Source organism: Sedimenticola sp. (genome assembly GCF_050289425.1).
GTDB lineage: Bacteria > Pseudomonadota > Gammaproteobacteria > Chromatiales > Chromatiaceae > Sedimenticola.
In genome coordinates, this window is sequence record NZ_JBNKFS010000025.1 from 22,452 (window position 1) to 44,071 (window position 21,620).

Consider the following 21,620-nt stretch of genomic DNA (forward strand, 5'->3'; position numbering starts at 1 on the left):
GTGATGGGAGAGATGGGCTCGTTGGCCCACGAGGTTGGTATGCCTGCCGCTGTAAAAACAGTGCAGGCAAACATTAGGTGAGTATTAATTCTCATTTTAAAACCTCTTTTTAAGTTTATAGTTAATCGCTTTTTTAGAACCGGACTAATAATAAACTTAGTATAAGCAAGGTTTAATTGCGCCAGGTCAATATTTCCCCGGTTTTCGCGGGCATCGGTAGCCCGTCTGGCTCTTCGCAAAATGAATTTGGATTGGATCGGTGGTTTTTATCGGATTGGCGAGGGGCGGGTTAATCCTCCAGTTCCGCCAGTAACCGGTCGATCAGGGTCAGCGCCTGCTGGCCGTAACCGCCACCGAACAGGTTGAGGTGATTGAGAATATGGTAGAGGTTGTACAGCTGTTTGCGCGTCTTATAGCCTGCGTCCAGCGGCCACGCTTCGTTATAGGCGTCGTAAAAACCGTTGGGGAAACCGCCGAATAGTTCGGTCATGGCGAGATCGGTTTCCCGGTCGCCGAAATAGACGGCGGGATCGTAGATAACCGGATGTCCCTGGTCGTCATAGGCAAAGTTACCTGACCAAAGATCACCATGTAGCAGTGAGGGCGCGGGCTGATGGTTCAGGAGATCGGGTAGTCGCGCCAGTAATCGATCCCCGCGTGTTTGCAGCGGCCCGCGGTGTCCATGCGCTGCCGCGAGCTGCAGTTGAAAACCGAGGCGCTGGTCATGCCAAAAATCCACCCAGCTCCCGTTCCAGTCGTTGGGTTGTGGTGTGGCACCGAGGGTATTGGGCCGCCTCCAGCCATGGCGGTCATGGGTGGTGCGATGGAGCGCGGCCAACTGCCGCCCGGCCCGCTGCGGGTCTCCGTGGTGTGTCAATGGGATGAATTCCAGGACCAGATAGGCGCTCGATTTAAACTGTCCATAGCAGACCACTTGCGGGATGCGCAGGGCATGGGCGGCATTCAGCGCCTGAAGCCCGTCTACTTCGTTATCGAACATGGCGAAGCTGTCTGCCTGATTCAGTTTGACGAAATAGGCTTGCTCCCCAATGGTAAGTTTTAGAGCCTGGTTGATGCAGCCGCCACCGAGGGGCGAGGTGGCATATTGAGTTGTGGCGCGGCCGGTGATCTGTTTGACGATATGCGCCAGACTGGCGTCCCCCGCCTTCATTCCGTCGTGAGGGTTAAATCATCCCTCCCCAGGCGCCGATGCAGCGGGCTGGTGCGGGGGAAATGGGCGCGCAGAAACTCCATTTGATCAGCCAGAACGTTATGGCCCTGGAGATAGATGTATTCGGCGTGGGTGGGGATGAAGGGGATGGCCAGCAGCTGCATGCCAGCATCTTCCGGAGTGCGGCCGGCCTTGTGGTTATTGCAGCGGATGCAGGCGGTAACCACGTTGTTCCAGTGGTCGGGCCCGCCCAGGCTCAAGGGGCGGATATGGTCCCTGGAAAGCTGTTTTTTTGGGAAGCGCTGACCACAATAGAGGCAGATATGTCCATCGCGCTGAAACAGGGTGTGATTATTCAGTGGCGGGATGTAGCCGGTGCGCATCTTTTCCAATGCCCGGCTGTTGCCCTCTGTTGCAATGATGGAATTGACGTCTACATGGCTTTGTATATGGGTTATGGCATTGATGCCGCCATGAATCCGATACAGTACCCGACCGCAGGTATAGGCGATCTGATCGAGGAAGTGCAGGCGCACGGCGTCACGGTAGTCGACCCACTCAAGGGGCATGCCGGCCAGATCGGTACGAAGTATAAGTTGTTGAAGCCCTGCCATTTCAAAAGCCCTGATAATTGAACATTTAGTTAGCATAGTTTGGTAGGGCTTGCAAATAGGCCGCGGTTCTCTCTTACTTTTTGTGTCCGTTGCGGATTATGGCCGCGAGGGGTTCTATCCTGTCCGAATCGGGGTTGCTGCGAATGTCTGTTCGTGTTGCTTGGCGGGGTGGAAAAAGTGGCTTGTTGGGCAAAAAAACGGTTGACAATAGGAAAATGAACGTTCAATAGGCGGGGTGTTATGCACAGTTGCGGTGCAGCAAAGGCGGATTGCGGTAAAAAGCGGCGGTTTTCTTCATTAGTAAATGCTTAATCTAATTAACATATTGATTATTATGAAATTGTTAAAGCTGGTAATTTTTTTGTCAGATTAACAAAAATGTAATGATTTACTGGCTTGGCAGCCAATTCCAACGGTTTTTTAACAGAGTTATCCACAGCTTCTGTGGATAAAGCCAATTGTCTGTTGTGGAATAGGCAGTTAGCGCATGATGCCACAAAAAATGCCTGTCTGGCCGGCGGTGTAAGGAGGTCAATCGAGCACTGAAATGCCTGCCGCATTAGTGTTAATTCAGCTGGAGTCAGGTAGCATTCCGCCATGCCTGAACAACAGATCCTACGCGTGGCTGTGCCTGCCCCGCTTTATCACTGTTTTGACTACCTGCCCCCTGCCGATGCTGACATCGAACGTCTGGTTCCGGGGGTACGGCTGCGCGTGCCGTTTGGCCGCGGGGAGCGCTGTGCGGTATTGCTGGAGGTGGTCACCACCGCTGAAATGGATGGCCGTCGCTTGAAGCGTGCGTTGGCTGTGCTGGATGCCACTCCCCTGTTTACCCCGTCCGATCTCTCCTTGTTGAATTGGGCGGCCGGTTATTATCAGCATCCTATTGGTGAAGTGGTCGCCAATGCCTTGCCGGTGCGCTTACGTAAGGGAGAGGCGCCGGTCTCGGTGTTACAGAAGACCTGGTCCCTGACGCCATGTGGCAGACTGCAGGATCCGTCCGCGCTCAGGCGCGCGCCGAAGCAAGCCGAATTGCTGGCGTTATTACAGGCATCCCCCGGGCAGCGTCTCACCCAGGAGCAGTTGCAGCAGTGTGGGACATACCGTCAAACCTTGCAGGTGTTGCAGCAGAAAGGCTGGATCGAGTCGGGAGAAGGTATGCCGGAGGCCGCTCCCCGGCCGTCGCCGTCTGCGTCACCCCCTCTCAATACGGATCAACAGCACGCCGTTAACGCTGTTGAGCTGGGGCAGTTTGGAACCTATCTGCTGGACGGGGTGACCGGCAGTGGCAAGACCGAGGTCTACCTGGCGCTGGTTGAACGAGTGCTGGCAAGTGGGCGGCAGGCGCTGGTACTGGTACCCGAGATCGGTTTGACGCCACAGTTGATACGTCGCTTTGAACGTCGTTTGGGAATGGGTTTGGCAATCCTTCACTCCGGTCTGGCCGAAGGTGAGCGTGAACGTGCCTGGCATCTCGCCCGCTTGGGCCAGGCATCGGTGGTACTGGGTACCCGCTCCGCTTTGCTGACGCCGATGCCAAGGCTGGGCCTGATCGTCGTGGATGAGGAACACGATCTCTCGTTTAAACAGCAAGATGGATTTCGCTATTCGGCTCGTGACCTGGCGGTGATCCGGGCTCAGCGTAGCGACTGTCCGGCGATGCTCGGTTCCGCTACTCCTTCGCTGGAGACGCTACAGAATGCCCGCAGTGGTCGCTATCAGCATCTGCATCTGACGCGACGGGCCGGTGATGCCCAGCCGGCTCGCATGGATCTCCTGGATATTCGCTCGGTACGTCTGGAGGCAGGGTTGTCGCCGCTGTTGATCCAGATGCTCAGGCAGACGCTGGACGCCGGGAATCAGGCGCTGCTGTTTATCAACCGGCGCGGTTATGCGCCGATTATGACTTGCCACGCCTGTGGTTGGGTGGCGCAGTGTCGTCGTTGTGATGCGCGCCTGACGCTGCATGCGGCCAGCCGACTACTGTGGTGTCATCACTGCGGTTCGCAGCGGCGCCAGGATGACAAGTGTCCCGAGTGTGGCGATACGGATCTGCGAACCCTCGGACAGGGTACTGAACGGGTTGAAGAGGTGTTGGCCAATTGGTTTCCCGATGTGGGGATTGCTCGTATCGACCGCGACACCACGCGCCGCAAAGGCAGTCTCGATCAGCTATTGAACGGCATCAGGAACGGTAAGTACTCGCTCCTGCTGGGTACCCAGATGCTGGCGAAGGGTCACCACTTTCCGAACGTCACCCTGGTGGGTATTCTCGATGTCGATCAGGGATTGTTCGGCGCCGACTTTCGGGCCGCTGAGCGGATGGCGCAGTTGATTGTGCAGGTGGCTGGCCGGGCGGGGCGGGCGGAGAAGCCCGGTCGGGTATTGATCCAGACCCGGCACCCGGATCATCCCATGATGCAGCGACTGGTGCGGCAGGGCTACGCGGCCTTTGCCAGCGATATGTTGGAAGAGCGTGAAGCGGCCGCTTTCCCCCCTTTCAGTTATCAAGCCCTGCTGCGGGCGGAAGCCCCGCAAGAATCGGCGCCGCGAGAGTTTCTGGAGCAGGCCTATGCGTTGGCGGAGACGCTCTCGACGGGGCAAGTGGAACTGTGGGGACCGGTGCCTGCGCCGATGGAGCGACGGGCGGGGCGCTTCCGTGCCCACCTGCTGTTGCAGGCCGATCAGCGTGGCGAGCTGCAGCGGCTGCTCGCCCGTTGGGTGAGCCAATTGGCGACGCTGAAATCGGCCCGACGGGTACGTTGGTCGATCGATGTGGATCCGCAAGAGATGTTTTGAGTCCAACCCTCCCGGTTTCGCCTTAATTAAACCCGCCGCGGTACCCTGGCAGTTACCCTGTAACCGGCTTTGTTGTATCCTTACCCGTTTCCGTTTTTCCGTTGAGTAGAAGATGAAGAACCTGATACAGCAGTTGGTTTCCCAGGCCCTGGACGCAGTCGCTGCCGAGGGCGGAATGGGTGATGCGCCGATTCCCCAGCCGATTATCGAGCGCGCCCGTGATCAACGTCATGGGGATTTCGCTTGCAATGTGGCGCTGGTGTTGGCCAAGGCGGCACGCTGTAAACCGCGCGACTTGGCTGACCGGCTGATTGCGGCGCTGCCCGCCTCACCGGCAATTGCCAAGGTGGAGATCGCCGGCCCCGGATTTATCAACTTCACGCTGGCGGAAGATGCGTATCGCGCGGTGGTCAATGAGGTGCTGAGCCGCGGCCAGGAATATGGCCGCAGTACGCTGGGCCAGGGCAAGCGCATCCAGGTGGAGTTTGTCTCCGCCAATCCTACCGGGCCGTTGCATGTTGGGCATGGCCGTGGCGCCGCTTACGGTGCCGTGGTGGCGGACCTGTTGCAAGCGGTGGGCTACGACGTGCACCGGGAATACTATGTCAATGATGCCGGCCGGCAGATGGATATCCTGGCTACCAGCGTCTGGCTGCGTTACCTGGAACTGTGTGATGAAACCATCCCCTTTCCCGCCAACGGCTACCGGGGTGACTATGTATGGGATATCGCCGCCACCTTGCATCGGGAGCACGGCGACGGCTACCGTTGTGCCGCCGATACGGTGTTTGAGGGTGTGGCGGCCGATGAACCGGCCGGTGGCGACAAGGAGAAGCATATCGACGGCCTGATCGAACAGGCCAAAAAACTGTTGGGTGACAACCGCTACCGCTATGTCTTTGAGCTCGCCCTCAATACCATCCTGGATGATATACGGGATGATCTTGGTCAGTTCGGTGTCACCTACCAGGAATGGTACTCGGAGCGTAGCCTGACCGAGTCAGGTGCCGTCAACAAGACGTTGCAACGGTTGCGCGACTCCGGTCACGTCTACGAAAAGGGCGGTGCGCTCTGGTTCAAATCCACCGACTTCGGTGATGAGAAGGACCGGGTCGTCGTGCGGGACAACGGTCAGACCACCTACTTCGCGTCCGATATCGCCTATCACATGGATAAGCTGGAGCGCGGTTTTGAACGGGTGATCGATGTCTGGGGTGCCGATCATCACGGCTATGTGCCGCGGGTCAAGGCCGCGATGCAGGCGGTGGGCGACGACCCGACGCGGCTGGATGTCCTGCTCGTGCAGTTTGCCATTCTCTATCGCGGTGGAGAACGGGTGCAGATGTCGACCCGCTCCGGCTCCTTCGTGACCCTGCGCGAGTTGCGCAAAGAGGTCGGTTCGGACGCGGCGCGTTTTTTCTATGTGATGCGCAAGTGCGAACAGCATATGGATTTTGACCTGGATTTGGCCAAGTCCCAATCCAGCGATAATCCGGTCTATTACGTGCAGTACGCCCATGCCCGGGTCTGCAGCGTGTTGCGGCAAGCCGCGGAAAAAGGTATCCCGGTGGAGATTACCCCGGGTGAACAGAACCTGGAGCGGCTGACCGAGGCCCATGAGCAGGCGCTATTAAAGACCCTGGCCCGTTATCCGGAAGTGGTTGAAAGCTCAGCACTGAACGAGGAGCCGCACCAGCTGACCCACTATGTGCGGGACTTGGCCAACGATTTCCACACTTACTACAACGCCCACCAGTTCCTGGTGGAGGATGAGGCATTGCGTGATGCACGGATCAAATTGATCCTGGCGGTGCGCCAGGTTTTGCGTAACGGCCTCAATCTGTTGGGGGTCTCCGCGCCGGAGAAGATGTAATGCCGCGGGATTACAAGAGTCGGGCGACCGCGCAGAAAAAAGCCAAGCGACAGCCGGTAGCCGGTTGGGTGTGGTTTATCGGTGGCCTGCTGGTGGGGCTGTTTGTCTGTCTGTTGGCCTGGCTCAAGCTGGCGCCGGAGGGACCGCAAAAGCCGCGGCCGGCGATCGTTGACCGGTCGCGCAGTGCACCGGAAGAGCGCGTGAAGCGGGCCGAACCTGAACCTCCCAAAGAGCAGTCAAAACCCAAACCGCGCTTCGACTTCTATACCATCTTGCCGGAGATGGAGGTGGTGGTACCGGACCCGGAGCCGGAGAAAGAGTTGCCGGCGAACCCCGCCGGTAACGGAGCGGCCCCTGTGGTCACCGGCGGCAAAAGCGGTGCGGCGTCTGCTTATTACATGCTGCAGATGGGCTCATTCCGAAAATTCACCGATGCGGATAAGCTCAAGGCGAGTCTGGCCCTGGTGGGGATCGAGGCGGAGATCCAGAAGTTCACGCTGGATGGTGGCGAAGTGTTCCATCGGGTACGCAGTGGTCCCTACACCAGCAGCCAGGTGAACACCTTGCGTGCGCGGTTGGCGCAGAACAACATCAACAGCCTGGTGATCAAACTGAAGAAATAAGCGGGCGCGCTAGGGACCCCGGCTCAGGATCCCGATTTCCCGCCGGCGACCCATTCATAAAACTCCATGCTATCCGGCTGGCATTTGCCACACTGGCTGCTACAGCCCGCGTCGACCTGTTGGAGGTGCACTTTGCCCTTGCGGATCCAGGTTGCGAGCATGCCCCGTGTCGCGTCCGGTGTCGCCCCCAGATGCAGAGCGATATCGGAGAGGCAGACCGGCCCCCGGTTTTGCAGGTAGCGTTTGATATCAGCGAGCATCAGGCTGCCGCCTTATTGTCCGTCAACGATTGAGACTGCGTACCGCGGTTGCTCCAGATGCGCAGGCCGACCATGACCGTCGTGATGAACAGGCTCAGCCCGATGATCCAGGCCGCGGAGCTGACGAGGTGACGCTCGAAGGTAGCGGCTTGATAGAAGATGGTGGAGGTGGTGTAGGCCACACCGGTGGTCCAGATGGCGACAAACCCGGCCCAGGCGCCGCCGGCTTCACGCACAATCGCGCCAATGGTGGCGACGCAGGGGAAATAGAGCAGGATGAATAACAGGTAAGCGAAGGCCCCGGCCTGGCCGTCAAAGCGGGCAGCCATGGCGCCGAACGTGCCGCTGTTGACCGCCTGTGCCTGGGCGGCGCCTTCCAGCGAACTGATATCGCCCAGATCCAGACCCAACGGATCGAGCAAGGTGTCGCGAATGGCGGCCAGGTTTTCCGGGATGGTGGCTACGGCTTCACCGAGGCGTGTCCAGAGATGGAAGGGCGGAGTCTCTCCTGTCAGGCCGGCATCTTGCTCCGCCAGTCGGGTATAGAGCGAGTCCAACGTACCCACTACCGCCTCTTTGGCCAGTACACCGGTAAAGATGCCGACGGTGGCCGGCCAGTTTTCCTGCTTGATGCCGAGCGGTGCGAACAGCGGCGTGACCGCTTTGCCCATTTCACTTAGCACCGACTGGTTGCTGTCCTGGGCGCCAAAGCTGCCGTCGACGCTGATGGAGTTGAGCACATTCAGTGCCAGTACCATGACCACAATCACCTTGCCGGCATCGCGGATGAACAGTTTGACCCGATCCCAGGTGCGTAACATCACCCCCTTCAAGGTAGGGAGGTGGTAGGGTGGCAACTCCATCATAAAGCCGCTGCTCTCTCCGGAAAGCAGCGTGCGCCGCATAATCATGCCGGTGAGCACCGCGATGAGTATGCCGATCAGATAGAGCAGAAACACCAGATTCTGGCCGTTACTGGGAAAGAAAGCGGCCGCGAACAGGGCATACACCGGCAGCCGTGCGCCGCACGACATGAAGGGGTTCATCAGGATGGTGAGTTTGCGTTCGCGCTGGTTTTCCAGGGTGCGGGTGGCCATGACCGCCGGCACATTGCAGCCGAAACCGACGATCAGGGGAACGAAGGCCTTACCCGGCAGGCCGATAGTACGCATGGCGCGGTCCATCACGAAAGCGGCCCGTGCCATGTAGCCGGTATCTTCCAGTACGGACAGGAACAGATAGAGACAGGCAATGATGGGGATGAAGGTGGAGACCACCTGGATACCGCCGCCCAATCCGTCCGCGATAAACACCCGCGCCCAGGGCGGTAGCCCAAGCTGGGCCAGCCAGTGGTTTGCGCCCTCCACCAATACCGCGCCTACGGCAATATCGAAGAAATCGATAAAGGCACCACCGATGTTGATGGTGAACATGAACACCAAGTACATCAACAGCATAAAGATCGGGATACCGGCGACCTTGTTGAGGACCACCCGGTCGATCCGATCGGATAGGGTGCGGCCGAGCATCCCCTGTTCGCGGACGACCCGTTGCGCCAAGCTATGGGCATGGCTGTAGCGGGCATCGGCGATATGGATGTCCGCCTCTTCCCCGGCCCGGTCCTGGATGCGCTGTTGCCACTGCTGGATCAGCGGACGTATGCCCTCGCCTGCCAGGGAGAAGGCGTGGCTGTCGTTTTCCAATAGCTTGAGTGCCAGCCAGCGGCGGTTGGCCGCGACGGGCTCCCCTTCCATGTGAGCGGTGATGTCGCTGATTGCCTCTTCCACGCAGGCTTCATGAGTGACCTGAAACAGTGGTTCGGTCTCACCGGTCAGCGCCTGGATCGCTTGCTTCAACTGCTCGATGCCCTCGCCCGTTACCGCGACTACGGGTACGACGGGGCAGCCCAACTCTTGACTGAGCAGGTCGATATCCACCTCGATACCGCGCTTGCGGGCGACATCCATCATATTGAGCGCCACGATGATCGGTATCCCCATCTCGCGCAACTGCACGCTGAAATAGAGATTGCGCTCCAGATTGGAGGCATCCAACACATTAATGATCAACTCGGCGTCGCGGGAGAGCAGATAGTCGCGGGTCACCTGCTCGTCGATCGAGGAGGCGTCCAGGGAGTAGATGCCCGGTAGGTCGATGATAGCTACGTCTTGCCCCGCCAGCGTGAAACGGCCCTCCTTGCGGTCCACGGTCACCCCGGGCCAGTTGCCGGTTTTTTGTCGGATGCCGGTAAAGGCGTTGAACAGGGCGGATTTGCCGCAATTGGGGTTGCCCCCGAGGGCGATGGTGATCACAGTCTCCTCCGGTGACCGGGTGCGCCGGCACGTGGAATGGTGCTATCGATTGAGCGGCTGCATCAGTAGTTTTTCAGCCACACTGCTGCCGAGGGCAACCCGGGTCCCGGCGTTGGCTACCACCACGCCACGGTTGCGCTGCTGCAGTACGCTGATCTCGGAACCGACACGCAGGCCCAGGCCAAGCAGGCGTCGGGCCAGTCCTTTGTCTCCCTGGATCCGGGTGATACGGGCGTGCACCCCGGCCGGGACCTGGTCCAGAGTGACCGGATTATCGTTGGATACGGCGGTGTCCATGACAGCGACATCTCAATAAGAATGATTTACGTTAAATTTATCACCGAAGTATATCAGTAACAACTAATTAACCTGAAAAACTTCATTTTGCTCAAGGTTATCTTCCCGTCCAGCTGTTGGGCTGTAGCTTGGGGATGTTGGCAGCGGAGTCAGCAGCGGTTTTCCGGTTTTTTCAGCAGGTCCACCCGCGAGGGCTTGAGAAAGTGGGCGCCCTCCTCGCTCATGTGGCGGTTGAAGGCGTCGCGAATACGATTGTAGAGGGCGTCGTCAATTCGATGTTCGGTGTGGGTGACCCGGATCATCCGTTCATCGAACTCGGAAAAGTCTCGGTACTGTCCGGGGGCGTTGAAAAAGATCTGTTGCACCAGCGCCAGCTCACCTCTTTCCACGCTGCTGCAAATTGCCTCGAAGGCGGCTTCGCGCACCAGTTTTTCATCATGGAACAAACGCAGTATATCGTTGAAATCACCCGCGTAGACCGGTTCCGATATATATGCCAGTCCGCCAGGTTTGAGTACCCGGGCCACTTCGGACAGCGCCTGGGTCATTAGCGGTATTGGCACATGGTGTAGTGATTTCAGCATCACCACCACGTCAACACTGTCCGAGTCCAGGTTGATTGCCTCGGCTCCGCCGGCACGGAAACTGACCCTGGGGAGGTCGTCGATCAGCAGGTTTTTTTCATGCTGTATGGCATCCACCTCCGTGGCGATGATGCGGCTGGGCTGGAAGCGTTCGGCCAACTGCCGGGTCATCCAGGCGCGTCCACAGCCCAATTCCAGGACCAGCCGGTCACGGAGCGGTAGATGGCGCTGAATAATCTCCAGCTCTGTGGCAGTCTGATAGTTTTCCGGGGCGTTGATCTGCATGCGGCTGTTCCTGTTTCAGTTTGTCCGGCAGAATCCGCTAATAAATAAGTCGGATCACTGCTTGGGGTTCTGGCGAGTATGTTGATATTGGATAGCCTATAACACAATGAGAAAAAACAATCTAAAGCAGCGTATCAATAGCTGGGGTGGTGACCGACTGGAGCATTTACGTCTACATCTGTCACGCCACGATGCCTTGTTGCAACTCTCACTGCTGGGGTTGTTGACCGGCTTTTTTGCGGGCTTTGTGATTGTGCTGTTCCGGGTTGTGGTGGAACAGACCCAGGCGGGTTTTTTGCCGGAGGGTCTGGTGGAGAACTACGAGGCGCTCGCCCCCTGGCTGCGTTTTCTGTTGCCCGTTGGCGGGGCACTGTGCATCGCCCTGTTCTTTCAGTGGTATGCCAAAGGTGAAACAGTATTGGGCGTCACCTATGTGATGGAGCGGATGGCCTACCACCAGGGCTATATGACGTTGCGCAGTTTTGTGCTGCAGTTCGTTGGTGCCGCCACGGCTATCATCAGCGGCCATTCCGTCGGGCGCGAAGGGCCCCATATCCTGCTGGGGGCAGCGGCCGGCAGTCTGCTCGGCCAACGCCTCTCGCTGCCGAACAACAGCATCCGTACCCTGCTGGGTTGCGGTACTGCCGCCGGGATCGCCGCCTCCTTCAATACTCCCCTGGCGGGCGTGATCTTTGCCCTGGAAGTAGTGATGATGGAGTACTCGCTGGTCAGCTTTATTCCGGTCATCCTGGCGGCGGTAACCGCCACCGGTATCTCCATTGCCGTTTTCGGCAATGCCCCGGCATTCGAGATACCACCGCTGACGCCGCCCTCACTGGCCGAGATCCCGGTGGTGGTGTTGCTCGGCCTGCTGGTAGGCGTCCTGTCGGCGCTGTTTATCCAGCTGATGCAGACGACCATGGCAAGGGTGGTGCGGGTGGCTTACTGGCAGCGCATTCTGTACGCCGGACTACTGATGGGAGGCGTCGGCTATTTGGTGCCAGAGTCCATGGGAATCGGCTACGACACCGTCAACAGTGCGCTACTGGGCGAATTGGGTATTGGCCTGCTGGCGGTGATTCTGCTGGCCAAGCTGCTGGCCACCGTGGCTTGTCTGGGCCTGGGGGTGCCGGGCGGCAATATAGGTCCGCTGCTGTTCCTGGGCGGCTGCCTGGGCAGTTTGATCGGTCAGATCGCCACCCAGGTGTTCCACCACGATACCCTGGGGGTCGGTTTCTACGCGTTGCTGGGCATGGGGGCCATGATGGGGGCTACGCTGCAGGCGCCGCTGGCGGCGCTCACCGCTATGATGGAGTTGACTTATTCGCCCCATGCCATCATGCCGGGCATGTTGGCGATCGTGGTAGCAGGACTGGTCGTCACCCATCTGTTCGGCAAAGAGTCGTTGTTCCTCACCCTGATGCGTGCGATCGGCAAGGATTATGATACCAATCCGGTGATGTTGGCGTTACGTCGCGCCGGTGTGGCCAGCGTTATGCGCAAACGCTTTGCCCGGTCGCCGCAACGCATCAGTCACGACAGAGCGAAAGCCTTGCTGCGGGATGAGCCTGAATGGCTGCTGATCCAGGGTGAGGCAGATCCGGTGCGCCTTATGCCGGCGGTAGATCTGGTACGCTACCTGAAGGCTGACCAAGGGCATGTGACGGGAGAGATCGATCTGCTGGAGATTCCGGGACAGCGAATTGATGTGGCCCCCATCTATCTTCAGGCTACCCTGCAGGAAGCGTTGGAGCGTCTCAACGGCGGTGTTGATGCGCTGTATGTCGAGCGCGTGACGGCGCCGGGCATCCGGCGCATCTATGGGGTGCTGACCCGCGAGCAGGTGGAGTCTGCCTATAAGCTCTGATCGATCGACGCATCCGGCATGATGCTATCTAACAACTTTGGAAGGGAGTGCGATGGGGCTGAATTCTGCACAGATCGTGATCCTGTGTACCATCTGGCTGGTGTACGGGCTGGTGCATTCAATCACCGCCTCACTCACGCTTAAGCGATGGGTAGCCAGGCGTTGGCCGGCGTGCATGCCGCTGTACCGGCTGGCGTTCAACCTGTTGGCGTTGGTTGCGCTGATCCCGCCGTTGTTGCTGATCTATCGTTGGCAGGGCGATTGGCTTTGGCGATGGACCGGGGCAGGTTGGTATGTGGCCAACGGTTTGGCGCTGGCGGCAATAGGGGGCTTTGCCTGGTCGCTACGCTACTATGATGGCGCTGAATTCGTCGGGTTGAGGCAGTGGCGTGAAAGGGAGACGCAAGTGGAAGATCAGGAACGCTTCTATATCTCGCCGCTGCACCGCTTTGTGCGCCACCCCTGGTATTTTTTGGGGCTCGTTATCCTCTGGACCCGTGACATGGATGAAGTCTTTCTTGTGTCGAGTCTGATGATCACCGGTTATTTCATCATCGGCTCCCGCCTCGAGGAGCGCAAGTTACTGATTTATCATGGGGAACCCTACCGTCGCTACCGGGAGAGGGTGGCGGCGCTGTTTCCCCTCCCCGGCCGATATCTGACCAAGGAACAGGCGAAGGCCCTGACCGGTGATCTGACGGATTAAAAAAACGCCGGCAAACCCTTCAGTATCCGGGAAAATGGTCGACCCATAGGGATGATAGGTTTTTCCGGCATGGGGGATGTGACTGTGTCGGCGGGCGGCGGGCGATATATCGGGCATAGTTTGTCCAGGCGTCCGTGGCGCGTCGCCATAATCCAGGGGACTTGTACAATTATCCGACAGGGGTGAGTAATGCAGGACTATTCAGAGAAGCGGGATTTTTATCGTATGGCCGTGGACTGTGCGGCGCGTTATCGGGTGGATGGAACCGGCTCGGTCCAGGACGCGACAGTCAAGGATCTCAGTGCCGGGGGCGTGCAACTGCGTACCCAGCATGAGGTGGCCGCCGGCGTGACCCTCAATGTGGAGATTCAACCTGGAAAGGCGATTACCCCGCCCCTGCATGCCGTTGCCAAAGTAATTCGCTGTAGTCCGGCTGAAGAGGGGCCGGGTGGCGAGTATTTGGTCGCCTGCAGTATTGAGCGGATGCTGTCAGTGGATGAGGCGGGCGCCGATTTCCCCTGATCGCGGCTAGCGCTATCCAACCCCGGCCAGTCCGGGCTGTCCATGCTCCAAGACCTTCAACGGCTCTCGATGCGATTCGCCGAGCCGCCCGCCAAATAATCCCTGATATTCTCCGTCACCCCGTCCAGCAGACGTTGGCGTGCCTCTCGACTGGCCCAGGCATTGTGCGGGGTGACGATGAGATTGGGTATGTCGGCCTGCAGCAGCGGGTTACCCTCCACAGGTGGCTCTTGGGTGAGGACATCTACCCCGGCTCCCCCCAACTGGTTTTTACGCAGTGCATCGGCCAGGGCCTGTTCGTCGACGATCCCGCCCCGTGCCGTGTTGATCAACAGGGCGTTTGGTCGCATCAGCGCCAGTTCGGCGGCGCCGATCAAATGGTGAGTGTCCGGTGTCAGGGGACAGTGCAGGGTGAGTATATCCACCTCGGGTAGCAGTTCTCGCAGTGGTAGCCGCCCGGGCTGGGGTTCGCCGCCCGGGCGTTGCGCCAGCAGGATGCGCATGTCAAACGCCTCGGCAATCCTGGCTACGCCTTTCCCCAGGGTACCGTAGCCGACAATCCCCAAGGTTTTACCGGCGATTTCACGAATCGGGTAATCCATCAGGCAAAACAGATCGCTGCGCTGCCAGTCGCCTCGTCGCACCGCGGTCTGGTACTCCAGCAGATGGGTGCAGAGTGCCAGGATCAGGCTAAATGTGTGTTGCGCGACCGTGGCGGTGCCGTAGCCGGTGACGTTGGTGACGGCGATGCCCTGTTCCGCCGCTGCCGTCAGGTCGATGTGATTGGTGCCGGTGGCGGCTGCACATATCAGCTTGAGGTGGCGACTCTCCGTTATCAGTGTGTGGTTCAGCACTACCTTGTTGCTGACGATCAGTGCCGCCTCCCGGGTTCGCTCGAGACACTGCTCAGGTGACGTGTTGTCGTAGAATCGCCATTTGTATGGAGTGGCTTCCAGGGTGCTAAGGTCCAGGTCGCCCCGGTCCAACGTGCTGGCATCGAGAAATACGGCTTGCTGTTGCGGCATGATCGGTTTTCCAAAGGCTGTATGCAGAATGATGGGTTCGTTGGGGTTAGCCTTGATTCTAACAGCGGGTGGGAAGTGTGATCAGGGTCAGTTGGGATAATTTTCATATTATCACTGTGTTGGATTGTCCTCGGCTGAAGTCAGGCGGCATTAAACTCTACTGTGTGCCCTGCTCACCGGCGGCGGTTGCCCTTCGCTGCCAGGTCCAGTGAAACTTACCCTGCCTTTTCAAGGGGTTTGGTTGTGCTGTCAGGCATACAAGACCTACTGTTTCAGTCCGGATTGCGCTAAAATACCCGCCTCACCTGTACAGATGGCGCTGTGCGTACCCAAACCGCTGATATCACGAGTGACTCTCTCCTTCAGAGTTGATAGATCCTATGGCCGATCCTGTAATCGAACCCCAGCGTATCCGCGAGATACCCTATAACTACACGTCGTTTTCCGATCGTGAGATCGTGATCCGCTTTCTCGGCGAAGAGATGTGGCGGGTAATCGAAACGCTGCGCGGTAGTCGTCGCACCGGGCGATCGGCGCGCATGCTCTATGAGGTGCTGGGGGATATGTGGGTGGTGGTGCGCAACCCCTATCTGCAGGATGACCTGCTGATGGATACAGCACGAAGGGGCGCTCTGATTGATGCGCTCAAGCATCGATTGGATCAATTTGAGTCCCGCACCAACGGTAACGCGGATGCCATCCGGCTACTGGATGCCGCACGGGTGGCGGTGGAAAAGTTTTCCGCCTGTTTCCAGCATAACCAGGATCTGCGCCGTCGGGTGAGCCGGGCGTTGTCAAAAATTACCCGGCGGGACAATATCGATTTCGGCGGCCTGGCGCGGGTCTCCCATGCTACCGATGCCACCGACTGGCGTGTCGAAGTCCCTTTTGTGGTGATTTGCCCGGATCGGGAAGATGAGGTGGCGGCGATCGTGCGTAGTTGCATCGAATGCGGCTTGACTATTATCCCGCGCGGTGGCGGTACCGGTTATACCGGATCGGCCGTGCCGTTGGATCCCTACTGTGCGGTGATCAATACCGAAAAGCTGGAGCAATTGGGCGCGGTCGAGTACCGCGAACTGCCTGGAGTCGAAGGGAAGGTGCCGACGGTTGAGACCGGCGCCGGGGTGGTGACCAAGCGGGTCTCCGATCTGGCTGCGGAGCACGGGCTCGCCTTTGCCGTGGATCCCACCTCGCAAAATGCCTCCACCATCGGCGGCAATATCGCCATGAATGCTGGTGGCAAGAAGGCGGTGCTGTGGGGTACCACCCTGGACAACCTCGCCTCCTGGCGCATGGTGATGCCGGACTCCAACTGGTTGGAGGTGGAGCGGCTAAACCACAACCTGGGCAAGATCCACGAGCAGGATCAGGTCCGTTTTCGCGTTACCCGCTATCAGGCCGACGGCAAGAACCCGGTCGGTGAGCCGGAGATCCTGGAGATGCCCGGCGCCAGTTTCCGCAAGGCGGGACTGGGCAAGGATGTGACCGACAAGTTCCTCTCCGGCCTGCCCGGAGTGCAGAAGGAGGGCTGCGACGGCCTGATCACGTCAGCCCGCTTTATCCTGCATCGTATGCCGGATCATGTGCGTACCGTCTGCATGGAGTTTTTTGGTTCCGACCTCTCTAAAGCGGTTCCGGCCATTATCGAAATTCGCGACTCCATCGGCGCCACCAAGGGGGTCGAGATGGTGGGGTTGGAACACCTGGACGAACGTTATATCAAGGCAGTCAAGTACAGCACCAAAGCACCGCGCCGGGAACGGCCGAAAATGGTGTTGATCACCGATCTGGTGTCGGATGATGAAGACGCGGTGGCGAAAGCGGCTTCCGAGGTGGTGCGGCTGGTGAATGCCCGCGAGGGCGAGGGATTCATCGCCGTTAGCCCCGAGGCGCGTCGGCGTTTCTGGCTTGACCGCAGCCGCACCGCGGCCATCTCCGCCCACACCAACGCCTTCAAAGTGAATGAGGATGTGGTGATCCCGCTGGAGCGATTGGCGGAGTACAGCCGGGGCATCGAACAGATCAATATCGAGCAGTCGATCAGCAACAAGCTGCAGATCATGCGCGCGGTGCTCAATTATCTGGGCGGACCGATGCCGGAACTGCGGTTGCCGGAGGAGTACGAGGAGTCGGAGGAGAGCCGCGCCATCCTGCGAGCCAAGCGGGACGCCGCTTGCGAAGTGGTGGCTACGGCCGAGCAGCGCTGGCGGCAGATTCTGGAAAACCTGGAGGCCCCTGCAGACGCCCACCGCAATCTGTTACGGGAAAAGGAGCTGCCTAAACTGCAGCCGGGCGACAGCCTGCTGGACATGATGCTGCGGCGCGACCTGGTGCAGAATTACCGCAAGGAGGTGCAGGCGCGGCTAAACGAGATCTTCGCCGGCCAGGAGATGCTGGCGGTGCAGGAGCGTCTCAATAGTATCCACGCCGAGATCCGCGATGCGCGCCTGTTCGTGGCGCTGCACATGCATGCCGGCGACGGCAACGTGCACACCAACATCCCGGTGCATTCGCACAACTACGAGATGTTGCATGAGTCCGAGCGGATGGTGGAGCGCATCATGGCGCTGGCCAAGTCACTGGATGGCGTCATCTCCGGCGAGCACGGTATCGGCTTGACCAAGATCCAGTTCATGGAGGCCGACAAGCTGCGTGACTTTGTCGCCTACAAGGAGCGGGTCGATCCGCAGCGCCATTTCAATCGCGGCAAGCTGATGCCCGGTTCCAACCTGGACGGCGCCTACACGCCGTCCCTGCGACTGGTACAGCAGGAGGCGATCATCCTGGAGGCGAGCGAACTGGGCGAACTCAACGATGACATCAAACACTGTCTGCGTTGCGGCAAGTGCAAGCCGGTCTGCATGACCCATGTACCGCGTGCCAACCTGCTCTATTCGCCGCGCAATAAGATCCTCGGCACCGGCCTGATCATTGAGGCGTTCCTCTACGAGGAACAGACCCGGCGCGGTATCTCATTACGCCATTTTGAAGAGATGAACGACGTGGCGGATCACTGCACCATTTGCCACAAGTGCCTTAACCCCTGCCCGGTCAATATCGATTTCGGCGATGTCACCGTGCGCATGCGCAAGATCCTTACCGAACAGGGCAAGAAGCGACACAATATCGGCACCTGGGCGGCCATGTCGTTTCTCAATACCACCGATCCCCGCACCATCCGCAGCTTGCGCAAGGGGATGCTGGAGTGGGGCTTCAAGGGTTTGACTCTGGGTCATGCGGTGTTCAAGCAGGCAGGCATGCTGGGACGCGGCAAGCAGATCCCCCACGCCACCACCGGACGCCCGGAGCCTAAATCACTGGTGGTGGAACTGGTGCGTCGGCCGATCCGCGTAGAGCTGCCGAAGAAAACCACCCGCGCCCTGCTCGGTATCGAAGAGACCGGTATGATTCCGATCTTCCGGGATCCGGCCAAGGTTAACGATGACTCGGATGCCATCTTCTATTTTCCCGGTTGCGGCTCCGAACGGCTGTTCAGTGATGTGGGGCTGGCGACAATCGCCATGCTCTATGAACTGGGCAACGAAGTGGTGTTGCCCCCAGGCTATCTCTGTTGCGGTTATCCGCAGACCGCCGCCGGTCAGCATGACAAGGGGCTGGAGATTACCACCGGTAATCGGGTGCTGTTCCACCGCGTCGCCAATACCCTCAACTACATGGATATCAAGACGGTGATCGTCTCTTGCGGTACCTGTATCGATCAACTGATGAAGTATGAGTTCGAGAAGATCTTCCCCGGCTGCCGGTTGCTGGATATCCATGAGTACCTGATGGAGAAGGGCGTGGTGCTGGGTGACTCGAAAGGTACCGAGTATCTCTATCACGATCCTTGCCACAGTCCGATCAAACAGTATAACCCCACCGAGGTGGCGTCCAAGCTGATGGACAAAAAGGTGCTGTTGTCCGACCGTTGTTGTGGCGAAGCGGGCACCCTGGGCACGGCGCGCCCGGATATCGCCAGCCAGTTGCGTTATCGCAAGGTGGAAGAGTTGGAGCAAGGCATCCAGGCATTAAGCGGGAATGATCGGGCGGTGAACGGCAACGTGAAGATGCTCACTTCGTGTCCTGCCTGTACCCAGGGGCTCAACCGTTACAAGGATGAGACCGGATTGGAGGTCTCCTATATCGTTGAAGAACTGGCCAAGGATCGACTTGGTGATGACTGGCAAAAGAGTTTTGTTGAGCGGGCGTTGCAAGGCGGCATCGAGCGGGTGCTGTTGTAGGATTTGTAGGGCGGAGGCTGTAGGGGCAGGCCCCTGTGCCTGCCCGGCCTGAGCGTTACACCGACTGGCGGGTAACCACGGAGGATTGCCCCTATGATTTGCAAACCCGGTTCAATTGTTTCGGTGACGTGCCAGTTCCTGCAGCCGTGCCCGCGCTTCGTCCGGCACGTCTGCTGTTTCCTCCAGTAGGGCTTTACCGGCCTCGATCAATGCCTCCAACTGGGGTTGGTCAAACAGGGAGCAGGCCGCCTGCAGTGCCTCGGGTGAGTCGGAGAGCAGGCTCGGCAGCAGTTCGTGTTCTGCAATCACCGATTCCGGATCCAGCAGATCGGCCACCAACGGGTAAGTCAGTAACGCATAGTGGGCGGCACGAGCCGCCTCTTCGTCGGCCAACTCCTGCAGCGCCACCGCATCGTTACCGGCGCCTTTTCTAACGGCTTGCATGACCACCGCCACCAGTTTTTCGACCCCTTCGCGGATTTCCCGCTGATCATCCGCCATACGTGCGGCTTGTTCGTAAGTTTGGTCCAGGCGCTCCTTGATGGAGAGGATCAGTTCGCTATCCGCACTGTCCGGGAGCTGTATCGCTTCATGCACCAGGCTGCGAAAGTGGCTGATGAATGCCACCAACTCTTCGTGATCCAGACGCTGGGCTTCTTCCAGTTGGGATTCGGTGATGCGGCGCTCCGCTTGTGGGAAGAGCGGGTTGTGTTGTTTGCGGAGCAGGTGGCGCTCACGTTTGCCGGGAAAGGTGCTGAATCGAAGTGATGACATAGGATACTACTCGTCGCTCTCTTGTTTGTGGGGTAGCCGCCAGCGCAGTAAACCACCTGTTTTGGGTGAATCCGTCTCGTCGACGATCTCGGGGCCGAGCAGGATAGCCAGCCAACGGGTGTCGTCGCTGCTGTCCAGGGCGATCTTGATGGTCATGGTCAAGGGCACCGATAAGAACATGCCGACGGTGCCCAGGATCCAGCCCCAAAACACCAGGGAGAGAAATACCACCAGGCTGGAGAGCCCCAGGCCTTTGCCCATGAAGCGGGGCTCGATTACATTGCCGACCAGGTTGTTGGCCAGCAGATAGCCCAGTGCGGCCCAGGCGGTGCCGCCTGGGCCCAGTTGCACCAGCGCCAGTAGCAAGGCGGGAATGGCGGCGATAATGGAGCCGATATTGGGCACGAAATTGAGGAAGAAGGCGATCACGCCCCACAGCACCGGGTAATCCACGCCCACCACCAGCAGCCAGAGATAGATCATCACACCGGTCAGCAGGCTGGTGCCGGTCTTGATCACCATGTAGCGCTTGATGTTGTCGATAAACTGGTCGAAGTGAATGAAGGATTGCTCCGGATTATCCAATATGCGATGCAGCTTGGCCGGGAAGCTGGAAGCCTCCAGCAAGATAAACACTACCGTGAGCAGGATCAGGAAGGTGTTGGTGAGCAGCCCGCCTAAACTGCTGAGCCCCTGCGCCGCCATCGACATCGCCTTGGCCGGGTTGAGTAGTTTGGAGAAGGTTTGTTCCGGCAGTGTCACCCCCATTCCTGACAACCATTGCAGACCTTCACCGGTCAGTGTTTTGAGCTTGATCTGATAGTTGGGCAGTTGGGATGAAAAGTCATCGACAGCATTACCGACCAGTACGCCCAGCAGCAGGCCGATAGAGGCGATCGCCAGGATCACCAGGATAATCGCGATCACCGAAGGGACCCGGTATCGGCGCAGAAAGAACAGTGCCGGTGCGGCGATGATGGCGATAAAGCCGGAGAGCAGGAAGGGTACCAGCACACTTTGCGCTTCGCGCATACCGGCGACCACGATGACAAAGGCTGCCGTGGTCAGCAGCAGCTGACCGCCATTAGCCGGTCGGGTCGCGTCAGGCATTAGCGATACTCGGGAATCGGGTTGATGCGAAACCAAGCTTCGGTCTCCGGGTCATACTCCCAGAGCTGCCGGTCATGAACGGTCTTTTCTACCTGCCGGTCATCAAAGATAAAGCCGATGACGGCGGTCTGGGTAGCCTGGGTTTCCGATACCTGGCTGGGTTGGCGAATCACCTTGTAGTCGGTGACGCTGACGTTCTTCAGGTTGGTCGGGACCGGCGTCTTGGCGGCAATGTCTTTGCGCAGGAAGTTATAGGCCTGGCCCGGGTAGCCCCAGCGCACAGTCGACTGATAAGCCTTCAGGGTGTCTTGCAGCGTCTCCGCTTTTTTGTCCTGCATGAGGTTCAGAGTCTTGCACCCCGTGAGCAGGATGAGGAGTGCCAAGGTGCTGATTATTCTTGTGGTGGTTCCAATCATTGTTCACTCCTTGTTTGATGCCGGCAGTGTAACCCGGATCAGAAAAAAATTGTACGCAGCCTATTTTATATCGGGTTTTTCTGCCGGCTGGTGAGACCGGGCGCATAACTGACTGACAGAGGAAAGACAAAAAGGCGT

Annotated in this window: 17 protein-coding genes; 7 read left to right on the forward strand and 10 right to left on the reverse strand. The window is 58.8% G+C overall.

The features are described from left to right. Nucleotides 1-289: 289 nt before the first annotated feature. Both ACQY5R_RS15530 and ACQY5R_RS15535 read right to left on the reverse strand, forming a co-directional pair. Entirely contained in the window at nt 290-1,171 is an 882-nt protein-coding gene (locus ACQY5R_RS15530; RefSeq protein WP_428609963.1) for a fructosamine kinase family protein, read from the reverse strand. After that, nucleotides 1,168-1,785 carry an HNH endonuclease gene (locus ACQY5R_RS15535; RefSeq protein ID WP_428609965.1) on the reverse strand — a complete coding sequence of 206 codons (618 nt, stop codon included), beginning with the start codon at nt 1,783-1,785 and terminating at the stop codon, nt 1,168-1,170. Before ACQY5R_RS15535 ends, ACQY5R_RS15530 begins: the two co-directional genes overlap by 4 nt. Nucleotides 1,786-2,382: 597 nt before the next feature. Here ACQY5R_RS15535 and ACQY5R_RS15540 point away from each other — a divergent pair. From ACQY5R_RS15540 to ACQY5R_RS15550, 3 genes are all read left to right on the forward strand, one after another. Further along, nucleotides 2,383-4,584 (forward strand): primosomal protein N', encoded by a 2,202-nt coding sequence (locus tag ACQY5R_RS15540; RefSeq protein ID WP_428609967.1) that lies wholly within the window; start codon nt 2,383-2,385, stop codon nt 4,582-4,584. Nucleotides 4,585-4,696: 112 nt separating this feature from the next. Further along, on the forward strand, nt 4,697-6,457 hold the full coding sequence (gene argS, locus ACQY5R_RS15545; RefSeq protein WP_428609969.1) for an arginine--tRNA ligase: 1,761 nt from the start codon (nt 4,697-4,699) through the stop codon (nt 6,455-6,457). Further along, a complete protein-coding gene (locus tag ACQY5R_RS15550; protein WP_428609970.1) occupies nt 6,457-7,080 on the forward strand; it encodes an SPOR domain-containing protein in 624 nt (207 codons plus the stop codon). Before argS ends, ACQY5R_RS15550 begins: the two co-directional genes overlap by 1 nt. A 23-nt stretch (nt 7,081-7,103) precedes the next feature. On the opposite strand, the gene ACQY5R_RS15555 is transcribed toward ACQY5R_RS15550, so the two are convergent. The 4 genes from ACQY5R_RS15555 to ACQY5R_RS15570 all read right to left on the reverse strand — a co-directional run bounded on the left by ACQY5R_RS15555 (nt 7,104) and on the right by ACQY5R_RS15570 (nt 10,818). Then, nucleotides 7,104-7,340, reverse strand: a complete 237-nt coding sequence (locus ACQY5R_RS15555) for a FeoC-like transcriptional regulator (protein WP_428609972.1) — start codon at nt 7,338-7,340, stop codon at nt 7,104-7,106. Beyond that, complete coding sequence (gene feoB / locus ACQY5R_RS15560) at nt 7,340-9,652, reverse strand: Fe(2+) transporter permease subunit FeoB (RefSeq protein WP_428609974.1); 2,313 nt, start codon at nt 9,650-9,652, stop codon at nt 7,340-7,342. The genes ACQY5R_RS15555 and feoB overlap by 1 nt, the downstream gene beginning before the upstream one ends. A gap of 42 nt (nt 9,653-9,694) precedes the next feature. Further along, complete coding sequence (locus tag ACQY5R_RS15565) at nt 9,695-9,949, reverse strand: FeoA domain-containing protein (RefSeq protein WP_428609976.1); 255 nt, start codon at nt 9,947-9,949, stop codon at nt 9,695-9,697. 149 nt (nt 9,950-10,098) lie between these two features. After that, nucleotides 10,099-10,818, reverse strand: a complete 720-nt coding sequence (locus ACQY5R_RS15570; protein WP_428609977.1) for a class I SAM-dependent methyltransferase — start codon at nt 10,816-10,818, stop codon at nt 10,099-10,101. 106 nt (nt 10,819-10,924) lie between these two features. Between ACQY5R_RS15570 and ACQY5R_RS15575 the strand changes: the two genes are divergently transcribed. The 3 genes from ACQY5R_RS15575 to ACQY5R_RS15585 all read left to right on the forward strand — a co-directional run bounded on the left by ACQY5R_RS15575 (nt 10,925) and on the right by ACQY5R_RS15585 (nt 13,913). Beyond that, nucleotides 10,925-12,685 carry a chloride channel protein gene (locus ACQY5R_RS15575; protein ID WP_428609979.1) on the forward strand — a complete coding sequence of 587 codons (1,761 nt, stop codon included), beginning with the start codon at nt 10,925-10,927 and terminating at the stop codon, nt 12,683-12,685. 52 nt (nt 12,686-12,737) lie between these two features. Further along, nucleotides 12,738-13,391: a methyltransferase family protein gene (locus ACQY5R_RS15580; RefSeq protein ID WP_428609981.1), complete on the forward strand. Its 654-nt coding sequence runs from the start codon at nt 12,738-12,740 to the stop codon at nt 13,389-13,391. Between the two features lie 189 nt (nt 13,392-13,580). Next, entirely contained in the window at nt 13,581-13,913 is a 333-nt protein-coding gene (locus ACQY5R_RS15585) for a PilZ domain-containing protein (protein ID WP_428609983.1), read from the forward strand. A gap of 56 nt (nt 13,914-13,969) precedes the next feature. Here ACQY5R_RS15585 and ACQY5R_RS15590 read toward each other — a convergent pair whose 3' ends face one another. After that, a complete protein-coding gene (locus ACQY5R_RS15590) occupies nt 13,970-14,938 on the reverse strand; it encodes a 2-hydroxyacid dehydrogenase (RefSeq protein WP_428609985.1) in 969 nt (322 codons plus the stop codon). Between the two features lie 380 nt (nt 14,939-15,318). Between ACQY5R_RS15590 and ACQY5R_RS15595 the strand changes: the two genes are divergently transcribed. After that, nucleotides 15,319-19,182 carry a DUF3683 domain-containing protein gene (locus ACQY5R_RS15595; protein ID WP_428609987.1) on the forward strand — a complete coding sequence of 1,288 codons (3,864 nt, stop codon included), beginning with the start codon at nt 15,319-15,321 and terminating at the stop codon, nt 19,180-19,182. A 111-nt stretch (nt 19,183-19,293) separates the two neighbouring features. On the opposite strand, the gene ACQY5R_RS15600 is transcribed toward ACQY5R_RS15595, so the two are convergent. Genes ACQY5R_RS15600 through ACQY5R_RS15610 form a run of 3 tightly spaced genes read right to left on the reverse strand, consistent with a single transcriptional unit; the run spans nt 19,294 to nt 21,482 of the window. Beyond that, nucleotides 19,294-19,956 (reverse strand): hypothetical protein, encoded by a 663-nt coding sequence (locus ACQY5R_RS15600; RefSeq protein ID WP_428609988.1) that lies wholly within the window; start codon nt 19,954-19,956, stop codon nt 19,294-19,296. A gap of 6 nt (nt 19,957-19,962) precedes the next feature. Further along, nucleotides 19,963-21,066, reverse strand: coding sequence for an AI-2E family transporter (locus ACQY5R_RS15605; protein ID WP_428609990.1), 1,104 nt, complete (start codon nt 21,064-21,066; stop codon nt 19,963-19,965). Further along, nucleotides 21,066-21,482 (reverse strand): hypothetical protein, encoded by a 417-nt coding sequence (locus ACQY5R_RS15610; protein WP_428609991.1) that lies wholly within the window; start codon nt 21,480-21,482, stop codon nt 21,066-21,068. Before ACQY5R_RS15610 ends, ACQY5R_RS15605 begins: the two co-directional genes overlap by 1 nt. Nucleotides 21,483-21,620: the final 138 nt, after the last annotated feature.

Excerpts from the sequence above, each read along its gene's own strand:
- ACQY5R_RS15585 (WP_428609983.1), top strand. The coding sequence starts at position 13,581 with ATGCAGGACTATTCAGAGAAGCGGGATTTTTATCGTATGGCCGTGGAC.
- ACQY5R_RS15590 (WP_428609985.1), bottom strand. The coding sequence starts at position 14,938 with ATGCCGCAACAGCAAGCCGTATTTCTCGATGCCAGCACGTTGGACCGG.
- ACQY5R_RS15555 (WP_428609972.1), bottom strand. The coding sequence starts at position 7,340 with ATGCTCGCTGATATCAAACGCTACCTGCAAAACCGGGGGCCGGTCTGC.
- ACQY5R_RS15535 (WP_428609965.1), bottom strand. The coding sequence starts at position 1,785 with ATGGCAGGGCTTCAACAACTTATACTTCGTACCGATCTGGCCGGCATG.
- ACQY5R_RS15575 (WP_428609979.1), top strand. The coding sequence starts at position 10,925 with ATGAGAAAAAACAATCTAAAGCAGCGTATCAATAGCTGGGGTGGTGAC.
- ACQY5R_RS15580 (WP_428609981.1), top strand. The coding sequence starts at position 12,738 with ATGGGGCTGAATTCTGCACAGATCGTGATCCTGTGTACCATCTGGCTG.
- ACQY5R_RS15550 (WP_428609970.1), top strand. The coding sequence starts at position 6,457 with ATGCCGCGGGATTACAAGAGTCGGGCGACCGCGCAGAAAAAAGCCAAG.
- ACQY5R_RS15610 (WP_428609991.1), bottom strand. The coding sequence starts at position 21,482 with ATGATTGGAACCACCACAAGAATAATCAGCACCTTGGCACTCCTCATC.
- ACQY5R_RS15605 (WP_428609990.1), bottom strand. The coding sequence starts at position 21,066 with ATGCCTGACGCGACCCGACCGGCTAATGGCGGTCAGCTGCTGCTGACC.
- argS (WP_428609969.1), top strand. The coding sequence starts at position 4,697 with ATGAAGAACCTGATACAGCAGTTGGTTTCCCAGGCCCTGGACGCAGTC.
- ACQY5R_RS15530 (WP_428609963.1), bottom strand. The coding sequence starts at position 1,171 with ATGAAGGCGGGGGACGCCAGTCTGGCGCATATCGTCAAACAGATCACC.
- ACQY5R_RS15565 (WP_428609976.1), bottom strand. The coding sequence starts at position 9,949 with ATGGACACCGCCGTATCCAACGATAATCCGGTCACTCTGGACCAGGTC.
- ACQY5R_RS15570 (WP_428609977.1), bottom strand. The coding sequence starts at position 10,818 with ATGCAGATCAACGCCCCGGAAAACTATCAGACTGCCACAGAGCTGGAG.
- ACQY5R_RS15600 (WP_428609988.1), bottom strand. The coding sequence starts at position 19,956 with ATGTCATCACTTCGATTCAGCACCTTTCCCGGCAAACGTGAGCGCCAC.
- ACQY5R_RS15540 (WP_428609967.1), top strand. The coding sequence starts at position 2,383 with ATGCCTGAACAACAGATCCTACGCGTGGCTGTGCCTGCCCCGCTTTAT.
- ACQY5R_RS15595 (WP_428609987.1), top strand. The coding sequence starts at position 15,319 with ATGGCCGATCCTGTAATCGAACCCCAGCGTATCCGCGAGATACCCTAT.